Source organism: Bartonella sp. MM73XJBT, from assembly GCF_028618465.1.
Taxonomy (GTDB): domain Bacteria; phylum Pseudomonadota; class Alphaproteobacteria; order Rhizobiales; family Rhizobiaceae; genus Bartonella.
The window spans coordinates 94,791-111,626 of record NZ_JAQISY010000003.1 but is presented as its reverse complement, the minus strand read 5'-3'; the positions used below and the strand labels follow the sequence as shown (position 1 = coordinate 111,626).

General features: G+C 38.2%; 14 protein-coding genes and 1 tRNA gene. 4 read left to right on the top strand and 11 right to left on the bottom strand.

The window, feature by feature from the left end; translation table 11 throughout:
• Positions 1-180 precede the first annotated feature (180 nt).
• From lysA to argH, 3 genes are all read right to left on the bottom strand, one after another.
• Positions 181-1,455: a diaminopimelate decarboxylase gene (gene lysA / locus PVV69_RS01900; RefSeq protein ID WP_273756244.1), complete on the bottom strand. Its 1,275-nt coding sequence runs from the start codon at positions 1,453-1,455 to the stop codon at positions 181-183.
• A gap of 9 nt (positions 1,456-1,464) precedes the next feature.
• Positions 1,465-1,644: an LPS translocon maturation chaperone LptM gene (locus PVV69_RS01895; protein WP_273719713.1), complete on the bottom strand. Its 180-nt coding sequence runs from the start codon at positions 1,642-1,644 to the stop codon at positions 1,465-1,467.
• Between the two features lie 65 nt (positions 1,645-1,709).
• Positions 1,710-3,110 (bottom strand): argininosuccinate lyase, encoded by a 1,401-nt coding sequence (argH, locus tag PVV69_RS01890; protein ID WP_273756243.1) that lies wholly within the window; start codon positions 3,108-3,110, stop codon positions 1,710-1,712.
• Positions 3,111-3,143: 33 nt separating this feature from the next.
• Between argH and PVV69_RS01885 the strand changes: the two genes are divergently transcribed.
• A complete protein-coding gene (locus tag PVV69_RS01885; RefSeq protein WP_273756242.1) occupies positions 3,144-3,839 on the top strand; it encodes a TlpA disulfide reductase family protein in 696 nt (231 codons plus the stop codon).
• 1 nt (position 3,840) lies between these two features.
• On the opposite strand, the gene PVV69_RS01880 is transcribed toward PVV69_RS01885, so the two are convergent.
• The 7 genes from PVV69_RS01880 to PVV69_RS01850 form a co-directional block, all read right to left on the bottom strand.
• Positions 3,841-4,335 (bottom strand): YaiI/YqxD family protein, encoded by a 495-nt coding sequence (locus PVV69_RS01880; RefSeq protein ID WP_273756241.1) that lies wholly within the window; start codon positions 4,333-4,335, stop codon positions 3,841-3,843.
• A 15-nt stretch (positions 4,336-4,350) separates the two neighbouring features.
• Entirely contained in the window at positions 4,351-5,205 is an 855-nt protein-coding gene (locus PVV69_RS01875; RefSeq protein WP_273719709.1) for a YihY/virulence factor BrkB family protein, read from the bottom strand.
• A 973-nt stretch (positions 5,206-6,178) separates the two neighbouring features.
• Complete coding sequence (locus PVV69_RS01870; RefSeq protein WP_273756240.1) at positions 6,179-7,111, bottom strand: prephenate/arogenate dehydrogenase family protein; 933 nt, start codon at positions 7,109-7,111, stop codon at positions 6,179-6,181.
• A gap of 1,466 nt (positions 7,112-8,577) precedes the next feature.
• The gene (gene holA / locus PVV69_RS01865) at positions 8,578-9,618 is read right to left on the bottom strand and encodes a DNA polymerase III subunit delta (protein ID WP_273756239.1); all 1,041 of its coding nucleotides are present in this window, start codon (positions 9,616-9,618) and stop codon (positions 8,578-8,580) included.
• Positions 9,619-9,622: 4 nt separating this feature from the next.
• The gene (locus PVV69_RS01860; protein WP_273719706.1) at positions 9,623-10,417 is read right to left on the bottom strand and encodes an ABC transporter ATP-binding protein; all 795 of its coding nucleotides are present in this window, start codon (positions 10,415-10,417) and stop codon (positions 9,623-9,625) included.
• A complete protein-coding gene (locus PVV69_RS01855) occupies positions 10,410-11,306 on the bottom strand; it encodes an ABC transporter permease (RefSeq protein ID WP_273756238.1) in 897 nt (298 codons plus the stop codon). Before PVV69_RS01855 ends, PVV69_RS01860 begins: the two co-directional genes overlap by 8 nt.
• 62 nt (positions 11,307-11,368) lie before the next feature.
• Entirely contained in the window at positions 11,369-12,346 is a 978-nt protein-coding gene (locus PVV69_RS01850; protein WP_273756237.1) for an ABC transporter substrate-binding protein, read from the bottom strand.
• 194 nt (positions 12,347-12,540) lie between these two features.
• Here PVV69_RS01850 and PVV69_RS01845 point away from each other — a divergent pair.
• Positions 12,541-12,615 (top strand) — tRNA-Gly (locus PVV69_RS01845).
• Positions 12,616-13,299: 684 nt separating this feature from the next.
• On the opposite strand, the gene thiD is transcribed toward PVV69_RS01845, so the two are convergent.
• Positions 13,300-14,163 (bottom strand): bifunctional hydroxymethylpyrimidine kinase/phosphomethylpyrimidine kinase, encoded by an 864-nt coding sequence (gene thiD, locus PVV69_RS01840; protein ID WP_273756236.1) that lies wholly within the window; start codon positions 14,161-14,163, stop codon positions 13,300-13,302.
• 142 nt (positions 14,164-14,305) lie between these two features.
• Here thiD and PVV69_RS01835 point away from each other — a divergent pair, with 142 nt between their 5' ends.
• Both PVV69_RS01835 and PVV69_RS01830 read left to right on the top strand, forming a co-directional pair.
• Complete coding sequence (locus PVV69_RS01835; RefSeq protein WP_273756235.1) at positions 14,306-15,106, top strand: lysophospholipid acyltransferase family protein; 801 nt, start codon at positions 14,306-14,308, stop codon at positions 15,104-15,106.
• Between the two features lie 620 nt (positions 15,107-15,726).
• On the top strand, positions 15,727-16,833 hold the full coding sequence (locus PVV69_RS01830) for a D-alanyl-D-alanine carboxypeptidase family protein (protein WP_273756234.1): 1,107 nt from the start codon (positions 15,727-15,729) through the stop codon (positions 16,831-16,833).
• The last annotated feature ends 3 nt before the right edge of the window (positions 16,834-16,836 follow it).

Here is a 16,836-nt window from a genome sequence, read left to right as displayed (position 1 = left end):
ATGCAAAAGAAAACTGCAATCAGAGAGAAAAGACATGATATTTTAAAGATAGATAAATGTACCTTCTCTCACCGTATTGAAAGAAAATATTTTATAGAACTCACAGTAAATCCCACAGAAAATACCTTTCAAAGAATGAACTGTTTCATCAAAATTGAGTCAAAATAAGACCAAAAGTACTTAGCAACGCTCAATCCAATCTGGAATATGATCACATCCTATCAATTGCGCATAATCAAGACGTGGACGAATAACCGCATAACGTGTATCTTGGACAAGAACTTCCGGTATTAAAAGCCGGCTATTATAGGTGCTCGCCATTACCGCACCATAAGCGCCTGCTCCGGTAATCACCAAAAGATCATCTGGTGCTAAAATTGGTACATGACGATTTAATGCTAAATAATCTCCGGTTTCACAAACCGAACCAACAATATCCGCACGAATGAGTGATGCATCTTTTGGTGTTTGTTTTACAGGGAGCACATTTTGCCAAGCATCATAAAGTGTTGGACGCATAAAATCATTCATTGCCGCATCAACAATAACGAAATTTCGCCCTTCACCTTTTTTCAAATAAACAACAGATGCCACCAACACACCCGCTTCACCAACAATGCTACGTCCTGGTTCCACGATAATCTTGATCCCTAAAGGTGCAATATGCTTTTTCACCAATGCTGCATACTCAAAAGGAGAGGGTATAGCATGCTGTTCATTTCCGTATGGTATACCAAGCCCACCGCCAATATCGATATGTGTTATCGTATAACCATCACTCCATAATTGGCGCACAAAATCTGTAATGATAAGAAATGACTCCTCAAAAGGTTTTAAATCACAGATCTGACTCCCAATATGCATATCGACACCGCAAACCTGCAATCCAGGGAGAGAGGCAGCTTTTTTATAGGCATCTCTTGCAAACAACAATGGAATACCGAATTTATTCTCAGACTTTCCTGTAGTAATTTTCTTATGAGTCTTTGCATCAACATCTGGATTAATGCGCAGTGAAACCCGTGCTGTCTTTGCAAGCGCCACAGCACGCCGTGACAATTGTTCTAGTTCTGGCTCTGATTCAACATTAAAACAATAAATATCTTGGGCAAGAGCAAAATCTATCTCTCTGACTGTTTTCCCAACACCAGAATAAACAATGTTGTGGGCAGGAATACCAACGGCAAGCGCGCGCCGTAATTCGCCTTCTGAAACCACATCAGCTCCCGATCCATTTGCTGCTAAAAGCCGTAAAATAGCTTGATTAGAATTGGCTTTGACTGCATACGCAATCAAACTAGGCATATCTTGAAATGCCTTTTTATAGTCCTGAAAGCGTGTAACCAATGCATTAGCGGAATAACAATAGAACGGTGTCCCCACATCCCGCGCAAGAGTCGAAATCGGAAGACCTTCAGCATATAACATAGCTTGATGATAAGAGAAAAACTGCACATTTCCCTCCTACTTTATCAAACGATCAAGAATAAAAGGCTTATCTTCTTCATCTTTAGTAACAGATGCGCCTTGCCTAGACTTCTCCACATTGAGAGGTGGCATCTCCAATGATCCCTTACGTCCACATCCAACAACAACAATACCTCCCAAAAGGACAATTGTTAAATTCCTTAAAATAATTTTCATCTGCCCTTTGCTCTCCTATCGATCTTTCTTTTTATTGTATTTTGTTGGATTATAAATTCCATCCTTTAAGCTGTAACAAGATATTTTTTCCAATAGTGAATTTGATAAAGCACTTCTGAAGGCGCCGTCCCCCCAAAACTTTTACGGCTTTCAACTGATTTTTCAACCGTTAAAACATCAAAAACTGTTTCATTAATCTCTGCACATATGGTTTGAAGTTCACTCAATGATAAGGCATTAAGGCTGCACTGTTTTTTTTCTGCTAACGCTACAGCACGCCCCGTAATATGGTGTGCTTCACGAAAAGGGTGCCCTAATTCACGCACCAACCAATCAGCAAAATCTGTTGCCGTTGCATAACCCAAATCTGCTGCTTGCCTCATTGCTTCTTTATTAACGTGCAAATCCCCTATAATCCCTGTCATTGCTGCCAGTGATAATTCGAGATTTAAGGCTCCATCAAACACATATTCTTTATCTTCTTGCATATCTTTTGAATAGGCAAGGGGTAATCCTTTCATGACCGTTAACAAACCTATGAGTGCACCATTTAGTCGTCCACTTTTGGCGCGCACAAGTTCCGCTGCATCAGGATTTCTTTTCTGTGGCATAATGGATGATCCGGTGGAAAAAGCATCCGATAAACGAATAAAATGAAATTGTTCACTTGACCATAAAATAATTTCTTCGGCTAAACGCGAAAGATGCATTGCACAAAGGGCACCAGCGCTTAAAAATTCTAAGGCAAAATCGCGGTCTGAAACACTATCAATCGAATTGCGTGTTGGTTCTCGAAAGCCTAGTGCTTTTGCTGTCATAAAACGATCAATAGGAAAGCTTGTACCAGCTAAAGCTACAGCGCCTAAAGGCGATTCATTCATGCGTTTGATGGCATCACGCATCCGTGATAAATCTCGACCAAACATTTCAACATAAGCCATCATATAATGACCAAAGGTAACAGGCTGTGCCGATTGTAAATGTGTAAATCCAGGCATAAAGCTATCAACATGTTGTTCTGCTCGAACAAGCAATTGCTCTATTAATCCCTTTAAAGCTTGCGCTATTTTTTCTGTTGCCTCACGCACCCACAAACGAAAATCGACAGCCACTTGATCATTGCGTGAACGCGCCGTATGTAAACGCCCCGCAATAGAACCAATCAATTCACAGAGCCGTGCTTCAATATTCATATGAATATCTTCCAGCTTTCGTGAAAACACAAATGTACCATCCTCAATTTCTTGACGAATACATTCTAAACCATGAACAATTTTTTCATAATCTGATTGCGAAATAATCTTTGTTTGCGCTAACATGGCAGCATGCGCAAGTGAACCTTCAATATCTTGCTGATAAAGTTTTTGATCAAAATCTATCGAGGCGTTAATTTCTTCCATAATGGCAGCAGGTCCTGCTATAAACCGGCCACCCCACATTTGGTTCTTTAGCTTTTCATCTGTCATACTCTAAAAACACCCCTAAAAAGGATAAAAATCATGATTCCTCAAACTGTTAGCAACCGAAAAAAGAACAATAAAAAGAGGCTCTTCATTGCATCCTTTTTTATTGCCATAATCTTAGCTGGTATCAGTTTATACGTCACAAAAGGCTCTTATAACAAGAGAGCGTCTTTTGTTGCCAACTTTATTTCAGAAGAGGAGAGCAAAAAGGCACAAGAAGAAAAAATAATGGCGCTCCAAAAAACCGCAAAAGGTTTTTTTACGAATATGCGATTTGCTGCTACACCCTTAGATATGAAGGAACTCTCTTTCAAAGATCTTCAGGGAAAAGATCACACACTCGCAGAATTTACCGGAAAATCAATATTGCTTAATCTATGGGCTATTTGGTGCGCTCCTTGTCGCACAGAAATGCCTGAACTCGCAGCATTAAAACGTGAATTTGGTGGAGAAAATTTCGATGTAATCGCTATTAATACCGATAAAACAGCTTCTCCCCCCAAAATTCAACAATTTTTACAGAATGTGAATGCTGACAATTTAATCTATTATCGTGATGAAACAATGAATATTTTCAACAACCTGCGAAAACAAGGGCTTGCTCTAGGATTACCTATCACACTTCTGATTGATAAAAATGGTCATCTCATCGCCTCATATAATGGTGCTGCTCCATGGGCCAATGACGACGCCAAAGCGCTTATAAAAGCTGTCATAAGAGAAGCACAATAACCTAATGACCACGCCTTTTTAAACGTTGTATCGCTAAATCCAGTGCTGACAAAAAAGTAGAACGATCTTTGCGACCAAAAGGACGAGGACCACCTGTCATATTGCCCTGTCCACGCAAATCTTCCATCAAATTGCGTATTGCCAAAGCTTGTCCAATAGAATTGACATCAAAAATACGCCCCGTTGGCGAAAGACAAACACCCCCAGCTCTCACAACTCGTGCTGCTAAAGGGATATCACTGGTAATAACGATACTTGCCTCATGCACATGTTCAACAATCCAATCATCTGCGCCATTGAATTCACCAGGTACAATCACTCTTTCAACAAGCTCTTCATCTGGAAGAGCCAAAAAGCGATTTGCCACCACAAATGTTTTGAGCTGATAACGATTCATCACACGGTAAACTTCATCTTTTACAGGACAAGCATCCGCATCAATCAACAAACTGATAGTAGGTTTGATTCGTTTATGGATCTCTTGACTTTCTTTCACACAAAAAAGGTTCTTTCATTCATTTGAAGGTTGTAAATGCTTGCGATAAAATATAATTGCTGCATTTATTTCACCTCCTAAAATAAAAATTGCACTTAATATATAAAGGAAAATAATAGCAACCATAATAGAGGCTAATCCTGCATAGATAGAAATGTAATCAAACATTGTTAAATACTGTGCAAAAGCAATAGAAGCCATAAACCACACCGACATTGTCACAACGATTCCTGGTAAAATATCTACAAACTTCCGCTGCTCTGCTGGAAGCCATTTATGAACAATCAAAAGACTTACAAATAAAACAACTGCCGCGATTATATAACGCCATACACGAATGATACCGATATGTTCGGTAATGAAAAAAGAATGATTTTGCATAACTTTGATCAGTAGAGGTGCCAAAATCAACAGGAAACTGATCACCACAAGACCCAAAGCTCCAAGGATGACAAAAAACAAACTTTGAAAGCGACAAAACAATAAACTGCGTCGATCGACAACCCGATAAGCTTTATTCAAAGCTGCACGCAATGCCTCTATTCCATTCGAAGCAAAATAAGCCGCCCCAATAACAGAAAGTGTTAACACATCCCCGCGCTGAATGGTTGAAACACTGATAATTTCTTGCGATAAAGGCTCTGCAATGACATCTGGCAACAATTGCACAAGCGCTTTAATTTTTTGCGGCGTATATGTAAAAGCACCAAAAAAACTAGCAAGAGATGTTCCAAAAATAAAAAAAGGGAAAAATGCTAAAAGCCCCGACAGCGCGACATGACTAGCAAAAGCACTTCCATTATCACGCCAATAATGACTTACTGCATCAACAAGAATACGATAGCTATACCAAAAGATATTCCTTAACAAATCTCAATACTTTCTGGTAATACTCTTTCCTAGTCTCTACAAGCTTCATAAAAATCATCAAAATCTAAAAATAAACACCCCTTAATATAAAGGGCAATAATTAATACGTTCAAGCCTAGCTTATATGACAAAAAGGAAAACAACAACTCAAAACATTTTACGCATCAAAAGCAAAAAATGCTGAAAATTAATAGAAATAACACATTGATATTACAAATAAAAAATGTGATACAGTGATATAAACCCACACCAAAAAAACTATGATATGGCAAACTTAGATACACCACTCTCAATCATCTTTTTGCGATGTCACAACACGCTCATAACAGCGACAAAACAACTTGCGCATAAAATATATCTCACGAATATAATCTAGAAATAACCACAAAGCATTGCATTATATTAAGCTCTCCAAACACTTAAAAGAAGAACTTTAAATTCTATAATTACTTTGGGTATCCCTATGCTCTAGATAACCATCTTACAACCATAAAATCTTTTGAGCCTCAGTCTCTATACCCAAACAATCGCTTATCTTTTCTCTATTAATATACTAATTTATAAAAATAATGTATTGTTTCTCATGCTCAATGAACAAACCGAAAATTACAAGATTCTCTCATTTCAACCTTGTTCATAACAAATCAATTAACAACTCTTCCCTTACGCATCACAAAAAGGGCCAGCATATGGATAAAAAACTTTAAGTAAAGAAATACAAATACTTCTCATTACCCATTTTCATGCAAAAGCTATCTCCACATTGGGAGTTGGCAAATAAAATGACGATGCCAATTTATACCTTGCATATGTCAAGAGATTCATGCCAATAGACCTCATCTGATATCATTCATAAGCAGTGTCGTAAGATAAAACAAGCTGCCAAAAGAGATATTTCCGTATAACAATTTATCACTTAAAGGAATATAAATTCCTCGAAAAAATTAAGGAAAATTCAACAAAAACCTCTTTTTTATCCACCTTCTTTAGAAACACTGTGGCGCCCAAAATCGGGGGCATCAATTTCCTGCCCCGCATCAATAATACTACGACGCACAGCACGTGTGCGTGTAAAAAAGTTAAACAGTGTCTCACCATCTCCCAAACGAATTGCCTGTTCTAAAGAAGTAAGCCCTTCACTAAAACGACTCAACATTTCTAAAATAGCATCCTTATTATGCAAACAAATATCACGCCACATAACAGGATCAGAAGATGCCAAACGGGTAAAATCACGAAAACCTGAAGCAGAATAAGCAATCACTTCTGAATTGGTCACCTTTTCTAGATCACTTGCTGTTCCAACAGTATTATAAGCAATCAAATGTGGCAAATGCGAAACAATAGCCAACACAAGATCATGATGTTTAGGCTCCATTTTTTCGACACGCGCACCACAAGCTTCCCAAAACGCTGTCAACCGCGCTACAGCCGTAGCATCACTTTCAGCAAAAGGTGTTAAAATACACCAGCGATTCATAAACAAATCAGCAAAACCAGCATCTGGTCCTGAATATTCTGTTCCAGCAATCGGATGACCAGGAATAAAATGGACCGTTTTGGGCAATAAAGGTGCCATTTCTGCAATAACCAAAGCTTTTGTAGAGCCAACATCACTCACAATTGCCCCAGGTTTTAAATGATCACCAATAGTTTTTGCCACCTCAGCACTTGCTCCAACAGGAACAGAAACAAGAACAAGGTCTGCACCTTCAACCGCTTCTGCATTATCGGTTGTATAAAAATCCCCAAGTTCCAATTCACGCGCTCTTTTTAATGTTTCTTGACGACGCGTTGCAATAGAAATCTGAGTAGCAAGATTCTTCTGTTTAATCACCCTTGCTAAAGAAGAACCAATAAGACCAATACCAATGAGAGCTATTTTTTCAAACCGAATATGGAGCATCTTTCACCTTTAAAGACTCTGTGAAAACGGTCACAAAGCCACAATTTATCTGCCTGTTTGTTCAAGAGTTATCTACCAAATATTAAAAAACCACAATCCGACAAAAGAACAAATAATAAGATCACGCGATCTACCTAATAATCCCCTGCTCAATCAACTAACAATTTACTTTTTTATCTGGAAAATGCTCCCCAAAATAGTAAGAAAAAATGTAACATCAAGCTCTAAAATTTGTCACTTCTTACTGACAAACAGACACCATGACACAAATAGTTTCTTTTAAACTCTTGAGCAAAAATAACAACCTCTCTCCATAAAACAGCATCTTTTTATGACAAAGCGAATAGGAAACATCTTTCTACCTTTAAAGACTCTATGAAAACGGTCGCAAAGCTACAATTTGTCCACAAATTTCCCAAAACTGCGAGTAGATATAACTTCTTCGCATAAAGCTCATGTTTCAGCCCACATCGGACCACAACAATCAATAAAATTTTTCAAATATTGAAAATTCTACTCAATAAATCATGTAAAAAATCACTATTTTAAGAGCATTTTTCTTCTCCTCATGCTATAAATCAAGCCAATATGGAGAAAAATTCACTCTATCAACAAAGAAAGTTTTGCAAAAAATAACATAACATTCTTATTACCAGACAAACGCATAAATAAAACCAACATTCACCTGTCAGCAAACCTACAAAAACGCCCTTTCCATAGATCTCTTATTTTCATCAAAAAGATTATATGAATAATAAACACAAACATTTGATTTGTAATAATATTTTTTATCTTACAACCGCAATAAGGTCCCCTGAAGATAATAAGATTTTTTCACCTCAAACCTATTATTCATTAATAATCACTCAGTTGCAAATCAAAAGCAATGATGACATATAAATAACAACCATAAAAAAAGGAGTAACAACGCCTCTTATGAATGCTCTCAAGTGTCAAGAGCTATCGCAACATTGGAAGAGGACAAAAATAAGGCGCTGTGGATTTGCATCTTCATAAGCGTAAAGATGGTGCTGGCTTTTATACCATTCACAAACAGCGCTATGAAATGAACTTAGGAGTATTAAAAGAGGTTTCATAAAAACAACTGCTATAAATGTGCACCACAATGGCGTTTTGTTTTCCGGCGCTCTGTGCTTTATAAAAAAACATGCCTCCATGAAAGTGTGTGAGAAACAAAAGCCTGACGCAATGTGTAAGCTCCATTATTAAAAAGACATGCCCGTAGATGCTTGAAAAAATCGCAAAGCTGAAAAAAGAATGAGAGATAGGAAGAGGTTTTCAGCTTTACATTTTGATATTTTCTTTCAGTGAGGCTGCCTTCCCGTTTTAAATATCCCTCTAACACATGCAAATCACATCAAATCACCCTATGAAAGGCTCCTATCATTCAAAAACAAATAAACCTTATGAGAAAAAATTGTAATCTTTCATAACAACTGAGTATTTTAAGCAGCCATTTGGCGCCGTGCAACAATTGTAAGCCCTAGCAAAGCTTGACGAATGATAGCTTCACTCAAAAGTGGGTTTTTACGACTCTCTAAAACAGCAGTTTGAATTCTTTCCATAGCATAAGCAATATGTTCTAACTTCCAATATCTTAAAGCTTGCTCCACGATTTTTTTCCGCTGAAAAAAAATCGGAGGCCGAGCCTGAGCAACCACAACAGAAGGAGATTTTCTTTCCACCTCCACTTGATAACGCAACAGCTGTAATTGCTGAAAATGCCTTTGTGCTGTACTTAAAATAAAAAAAACTGTCCCATGTTGTGTTGCATGTTGGCTAAAATGCGCCTCAAAATTTCTGATATCTCCCAATAAAAGCGCATCAACCACTTCATCTAGAGAAACAGCACTCACATTACTTACAACAGCTTTCACATCCTCAAGCGTGATATATCTTTCTGAAGCATAAAGACAAAGCTTTTCTAATTCACTCCGAGAAACAAGACGATCCCCTCCCAAACTTTCGTGTAACCATTTTCGCGCATCTAAAGAAAGGGATTTTTGAAAATAACCTAAAACCTCATCCATCAGAGCATCAAGAGAACGAGCATCATCGGCAAAACAAGGCAAAGCCATTGCTCCTGATGCCGTTTCAATAACATTGCGTAAGCCCGTTCCTTTTTTTAAATCGCCTGCTTCAATAAGAATAAAACTTTTTTCTGGTGGCTCCTCAATGAGAAGCTTCAAAGCTGTAAGAAAACCTTTTTGATTAGCACCATTAGAGATCCATATTAAACGGTCACCGCCAAACAGCGATAAAGTACGCGCTTCATTTCCCAAACGAGCAGGATCTTTATCAATCTCAGCAGCATCCAAACGAATCGTTGAAAATGGATCATCTACTGCAACCTGTGTAAGCTTGGCAAAACGCTTTGCAGATTCACAAACAAGCCCGCGATCTGGTCCATAAATGAGAACAATAGGAAAAGCACGTGAAAGACGCGTTAGAAACTGACCAACTTCATGCGCTTTTTTCTGAGCCAAAATATCAATCCATTAACAGTGCATCATCATCAAGAGCTTCCCCACGTACTTTTTGAAACATGCCAATTAAATCATTCACATTCAAGCCCTTACGCTCTTCTTGACAAACATCCAAAATCACTTTTCCGCCATGCAGCATTAATGTACGATCTCCATGATCAAGAGCCTGACGCATAGAATGCGTCACCATAATAGTTGTTAATTTTTTCTCTTCAACGATTTTTTCGGTCAGTTGCATCACAAAATCAGCCATTCCAGGATCTAATGCTGAGGTATGTTCATCAAGCAATAAAACATCTGCATGAGCTAAAGTCGCCATCACAAGACAAACTGCTTGGCGTTGTCCTCCTGACAAACTATCCATAGGATTGTGAATATATGCCTCAAGACCAATGCCTAATTGAGCAATTTCATTTCGAAAAAATTGCCGTTTTTCATGATTTAAGGCTGAGCGCAAACCACGGCGATTTCCTCGAAGAGCAGCAAGAGCCAAATTTTCTTCAATTGTTAAAGAACCGCAGCTTCCCATTAATGAATCTTGAAAAACACAAGCGATCTTTCCAGCTCTCTCACTGACTGATTGCCTAGAAACATTTTGCCCATTGATAACCACTTTTCCTGTGGTGGGCAAAATTGCGCCAGCTAAAACACTAAGCAAAGTTGATTTACCAGCGCCATTTGACCCAATAACTGTAACAAAACTACCCTGATCAATCCTAAGATTAATATCAATTAAAGCCTGTTTTTCTAATGGGGTTTGCGGTTTAAAAGTAACACTGACGTGAGAAAACTCAATCATATTTACGTCTCCCCCAATAGCGTGGTATAATAAGGGCTGAAACAACGAGCAGCGCAGTAATTAACTGCAGATCCGTCGATGTATCAATACCAATGCCGTTTGCCTCAAAAGCAAATTGCACAGCCACACGATAAAGAACAGATCCAACAATACAACTGACAATGATCCAAAAAATATTGCGCGTACGAAAGAGGGTTTCCCCAATAATAACCGCCGCTAAACCAAAAACAATTGTACCAGCTCCACCAGTAATATCGGTAGCAATGGCAGTTTGAATATAAAGGGATCCGCCAAGCGCAACACAAGCATTGGAAAGCCCCATACCAAAATAAATCAATGCTGAGGTATGAACACCTTGCGCGGTAGCCATCCGTGGATTAGCTCCCATTGCACGCATAGCAAGACCTATTTCACTTTCCAAAAAGCGCCAGATTAAAAATGCCACCACCAGCAAGACAGTACCAACGAAAAGAGGCCGCACGAAAATATCAGACAGACCAAACAGGTTATAAAAAGGTGTTAAAGCCGTATCAGAAAGCGCCAAATTAATATTAGAGCCTCCCATAATCCCCATAATACGAAGATTAACTGTATAGAGTGCTGACATTGTCAAAATAGAAGCCAAAAGGTTCAAAATGCCAAAACGCAAATTGAGCAAAGCTGTTAAAAAACCTGCCACCATACCCGCAAAAAAAGCGCATACCATAGCAACCCACGCATTTAAACCTAAAAGAATCAATACACCACAAACACACGATCCAAGAAGAAACGAACCATCAACCGTTAAATCCGGAAAATCCAAGACGCGAAAGGAAAGATAAACCCCTATAGCAACGAACGCATAAATAAGTCCTAATTCCACCGCACCAGAAAACGCAAACATACTCATCCAAAGACTAACCCTATTAAATTAATGTACTTTTACCGCGTTAACATTACATCAATGCAAGATTATTGAATAACCTTTGTTGCACGTTCTATCACTGTTTGTGGAATAATAATACCAACCTTTTGTGCTGCTTTCATATCAATTCTAATATCATTATTAACTGCTTGCACAACATCAATATCGCCAGGCTTTTCCCCCTTTAGAATACGCACAACCAATTTTCCAGCTTCAACCCCTACATCATAGAAATTCACGCCCTGTGTCATAAAAGGACCACGTCCAATAGAATTAGCATCAACCGTAAATACAGGCATATTTGCTTCCTGTGTGACTTGTACTGCCCCTTCTAAAACAGAAAGCACCGTATTATCCGCAGGAATAAAAATAATATCCACCTTACCAATTAAAGCGCGTGTTGCCGCCTGAACATCAGAAGGTTTAGGTGCCGATGAAGGAATGATTTCAATTCCAGCTTTATCTGCTATATCCTTTAACGTCTTCAGTGTTGCAACAGAATTGGCTTCTGAAGCATTATAAAGAAAACCAATTTTTCTTAAATCTGGCTTTACTTCTTGCAAAAGTCTAATGCTTCCTGCCACATCTATACGATCAGAAGATCCCGTGACATTACCACCAGGCTTGGTAAGTGAAGAGACTATTTTGGTTCCAATAGGATCAGAAATTGCAGCAAAAACAATAGGGATTGTTTTTGTTGCCGCAAGCATTGTTTGTGCTGAAGGCGTAGTAATTGCTACGATAACATCGGGTTTATCACCAGCAAATTTACGTGCAATTTGTGTTGCTGTAGAAATATTGCCCTGTGCTGACAAAAAAGTCAGTTCCAAATTTTCACCCTGCTTATAACCATTTTCTTCCAGCACATCCAGAATTCCTTTGCGAACAGTATCCGCAGCAGGATGTGCCATAATTTGTGTAACTGCAACTTTAATGTGTTTAACGTGATCATCTGCTTTTGCAAAACTATTCATGACAAAAACAGTTGCAATCACAGTCCATAAGATATTGACTCTTTTCAACATTCTACTCCGCCCCTTTTTTGCTCCAATGAAAGAGGAGTTAACTTATTGAAAAGTCCTGCCAAAATCAATCTTTATTTTTATTTGTGAAACATTTACAAAATAAATCAAACTGACATGTTATTTTTTTGTTGCAATTCGCTAAAGCCTACGCCATACAAGCAGCATCTGAAGCAAAAAATGTTTCGAATCGGTGAGCGGGTGTAGCTCAGGGGTAGAGCACAACCTTGCCAAGGTTGGGGTCGTGGGTTCGAATCCCATCGCCCGCTCCATTTGATTTCTGTATTGGTAGACTTACTCTTACGAATTGTAGCTTGCCAGCAGGTTTTGTATATTTTGACACCAGGTTTTGTACCAATTTATTTTCTTTTAAAGGGTTTTTAAGGTGTTTTCACAGGGTCTTCAAAGACCTTTCAAAGCCTTCTCTCATTTTTACCATGAAAACGCACTTTTTTCTGATTTTCGGTAATTTTCGCAATTTTAGGTGTCAAAATCTATTTTGACAAAACGCGCATTTAATGGTAAAAAATAACCATAAAAACAACAAATTACCACCTATTCCTACCTAATCCAACCTTTTCCTACTTAGTATAAAACCTACTGTCAAACTACATTGATACAAGTTTTTGCAGCAATTCATTTTTTTCACAGGCTTGTAAAAAACTCTCAAAGGAAGTTCAAAGACTTTTAAAAACTTTCAAAGCTTTCTCTCATTTTCACTCCCAAATTCCGGTTCTTGCTTTTTTTTGCAATTTTTTGCAATTTTAGATATCAAAGTCCATTTTAATGTAATTCTCCTTTAATGGTAAAAATATCTATAAAACCAATAAGTTGTCAATATTTTACCTTTTCCCACCTAGCACAAAACCGCGTATCAAACGGCACTTGTTTTGATAAGTTTTTATAAAACCACGGAAAGTATAACGACAAAACACAAAACAGAGCAGAAGATTGTTTCATACATTCTTCCATAATTCATAGAAATGATGAAGGGGACCTCGTCCTTTCCCTACTTGCAAAGCAGTCGCAGCAGATAACGCCCCATGCAAATAGTCCTTTGCTTGTTTAACCGCACAAAGCAAAGGCTGTGTTGGCAATAAAGCTGCAATTGCAGCGGAAATAGTACAACCCGTACCGTGATCATGAGTAGTCATGAGTCGCACAGCTTCAAGCATGACAAGATCCTCACCATCACAATAAAGATCTGGGCTAGAACAATTGTGATTTTCCATATTTTCTTTAGCAAGAGCGTTCAAATGTCCACCCTTCAACAGGACGGCATTACAACCAAGAGCCAACAGCTGTGGAGCATACTGGTACATAGCGTTTAACGACCATTGCACCTCACATCCCAACAACAAAGCTGCCTCCGGTAAATTTGGTGTGATCAAAGTTGCCATAGGAACAAGAACATCACGCATTATTTCAATCGTATCAGGCTGTAAAAGAACATCACCACTTTTTGCTACCATAACGGGATCAAAAACAATAAAGCGCGCTTTATGATAAGCAAGACGCTCTGCAATAACCTGTGCAATCTGAGCATTTGCCACCATACCAATTTTAACAGCATCAACATGAATATCCTCAAAAACTGAATCAATTTGATCAGCAACAAAAGAAGCATCCAATGCTTGAAAAGTACGAACACCTTGCGTATTTTGTGCAACGACAGCTGTAACCACACTCATACCATAGGTTTTCATGGCTGAAAAAACCTTTAAATCCGCATGCATTCCAGCGCCACCAGAAGGATCAGTCCCAGCAATAGATAAAATCCGTGGAATAAAAAGTTTGTTTTGGTTTTCTTGTCGTTTCATCAACCTTTTTTCCTTATTTTGTTAAATATCGGAAAATAGGTTTCCGAAAATAGACTTTTGAAAAAATAGAAAGAAAGATGTTTTCTCGTATAAATTACGTTATATATCCAATCTTCTTATAAATATAAAATGGGAAAGTATAGTGCTCATCCTTCGTTCTCTTTTGTTTACCTTCGCTTTTTACACAGCCACTTTTGTACAAATGATTCTTTACGCGCCTGTCTATTTTTTAATGCCACGCAAAACAGCTTGGATTGTTCCCAAAACATGGGCGCGTGTCACTCTTTTTTTGCAAAAATACATTGCTGGCACAACCTATGAAATTGAAGGTTTAGAAAATCTTCCCAAAGGAGCCTATATCATTGCTCCAAAACATCAATCTGCATGGGAAACTTTTGGTCTTGTCCCTCACTTGGATGACCCCGCTCTTATTTTAAAACGTGAACTGACATGGATTCCACTTTTTGGCTGGTACATGGCAAAAACACAAATTATCCCAATTAACCGAACAACACCTATTAAAGCCTTAAAAACCATCATACAAAAAGCCAAAGAAAAAGCAAAACAAGGGCGCCAAATTTTGATCTTTCCCGAAGGAACACGCCGACAGCCAGGACAGGAACCAGATTACAAATCAGGAATTGTTGCTCTCTACAATGAACTCGAACTTCAAGTTGTTCCCATTGCCCACAATGCCGGTTTATATTGGCCACGAGGCAATTTTCGCCGCTATCCTGGAACAATTCGCGTTCGCATTCTTCCCCCTATAGAAGCTGGTTTAAGCAAACGCGATTTTCTAAACCAACTCGTTCAAAAAACAGAAAAAGCCTGTGATGAACTGCTTTTATTAGCAGCCCAAGATCCTAGTCCTCCACCGCTCCCCGCTTGTGCTATTAAAAAGCTTGAAAAGCTAAAAGATCATAATCAAAATATTGATTTATAAAATAATGATCTCTTTTATTAAGATATGCAGTTTAAAATACTAAATACAGGCACATTTTCTCTCTTATCCACCTATAAAGATACATCAAAAAAATTGCTTGCAACTTATTTAAAAGAAAGCAATGCCTGAACAAAATATTGTAAGTAAGAAGTAAATATACTGACCATAAACTATCTCAACACAAGAACAGTTGCAATATTGGAAATTAGTAAATAGAATATAATGATAATCTGTACATCTATAAGCATAAAAATGATGGCTTATATATTATACATTTACAAGCCGTGCTAAGAGATAGGATGGAAGATAAAATAAAAAACTCTTTAAAAAAATGCGTCGATAAACAGCACAATAACATGATCTTCTTCCATGAAGAACATGACCAACATAAGGTAAAGCGTTGCGCGATATCTCTTAGTGAAAAGATATTGCATGAAGGCTTTTACAAGCCATAAAGTTGAAGACAAAGGGGAAAAATGAAGCATGATAGTGATTCTATCTCAGCAGAAAAACGCATACAGTATGAACCATTTACCCTCTAGATCATAGACTTAAAAGCTTTTTGTACTAAATTAAAACAATTCTTAGTCCCTGATAAGAAGGTATTGGATTTAAACTTAATGCGACGACTCTTCACGAATCTTTTTTTATCTTTCATTTTGAGCTTAACAAGTACTCTTGCTCTGTCTCAGCCCTTTATATCTGTTGATGTTACAACGGAGCGTATTTTAGCGCACAATCAAGCTTTTGAGCGTTGGTATCCAGCCTCCTTAACAAAATTAATGACCGCCTATGTCATTTTCCGCGCCATGAGTGCAGGGGAAATTTCGCCCAAAAAACAGATTACTATTAGCCAATATGCAGCAAAAGCTCCAGCACACCGTTCAGGCTATAAAGCTGGTTCTGTCCTTACCTTTGACACAGCTTTAACCATTACTTTGACGACCTCTACCAATGATCTAGCCATTGCCATGAGTGAAGCGGTTGCCGGTTCACAAGAAGCTTTTGTACAAAAAATGAATGCTGAAGCCCAACGTTTAAAAATGTTTGATACACATTTTGCCAATGCAAGTGGATTACCAGACCCACAAAATTACTCCACCGCACGTGATATTGCTCTTTTAGCGATTCAAATTCGTCGTGAATTTCCTCAATATGCTCATTATTTTTCTATTCCTGCCATTGATTTTGGTAACAAACGAAAAATCCAACCCAATTCAAACAACCTCATTGGACGTTTTAATGGCATAGATGGCATGAAAACAGGCTTCATTTGTGCCTCTGGTTTTAATCTTGTTGCCTCCGCCACCCGCAGTAAACGCACAATTATTGCGGTTATTTTAGGAGCAAACAATGTAAGTGAAAGAGAAGAAAATGCCGCACAACTACTCGAAACAGGTTTTTTACATAAAGGAACGCCCCAATTAACACTGACAACGCTAAAACCCTATGGTACAAAGAGAACACAAGTAAGCGATATGAAACAACAAATGTGCACTCCTGAAGCCATAAAAATGCATGCGAATTCTTATGACGCTCAAGGAAAAATTATCTTTTCTTCACCTTTTATTACTGATCCACCCCCCTTCGTACTTCCTCTACAAGTACGACTCATTAGTGCACCTCAGGAACCTACAATCACAGTAAAGTCGCTAAAAAAACTTTACATTCCGCATAAAAAACCAGCAAAAAACTCTATAAAAAAAGCCGCAAACCACGGTCGATGATAA

Excerpts from the sequence above, each read along its gene's own strand:
- PVV69_RS01895 (WP_273719713.1), bottom strand. The coding sequence starts at position 1,644 with ATGAAAATTATTTTAAGGAATTTAACAATTGTCCTTTTGGGAGGTATT.
- argH (WP_273756243.1), bottom strand. The coding sequence starts at position 3,110 with ATGACAGATGAAAAGCTAAAGAACCAAATGTGGGGTGGCCGGTTTATA.
- PVV69_RS01885 (WP_273756242.1), top strand. The coding sequence starts at position 3,144 with ATGATTCCTCAAACTGTTAGCAACCGAAAAAAGAACAATAAAAAGAGG.
- PVV69_RS01870 (WP_273756240.1), bottom strand. The coding sequence starts at position 7,111 with ATGCTCCATATTCGGTTTGAAAAAATAGCTCTCATTGGTATTGGTCTT.
- PVV69_RS01860 (WP_273719706.1), bottom strand. The coding sequence starts at position 10,417 with ATGATTGAGTTTTCTCACGTCAGTGTTACTTTTAAACCGCAAACCCCA.
- PVV69_RS01855 (WP_273756238.1), bottom strand. The coding sequence starts at position 11,306 with ATGAGTATGTTTGCGTTTTCTGGTGCGGTGGAATTAGGACTTATTTAT.
- PVV69_RS01850 (WP_273756237.1), bottom strand. The coding sequence starts at position 12,346 with ATGTTGAAAAGAGTCAATATCTTATGGACTGTGATTGCAACTGTTTTT.
- thiD (WP_273756236.1), bottom strand. The coding sequence starts at position 14,163 with ATGAAACGACAAGAAAACCAAAACAAACTTTTTATTCCACGGATTTTA.
- PVV69_RS01830 (WP_273756234.1), top strand. The coding sequence starts at position 15,727 with ATGCGACGACTCTTCACGAATCTTTTTTTATCTTTCATTTTGAGCTTA.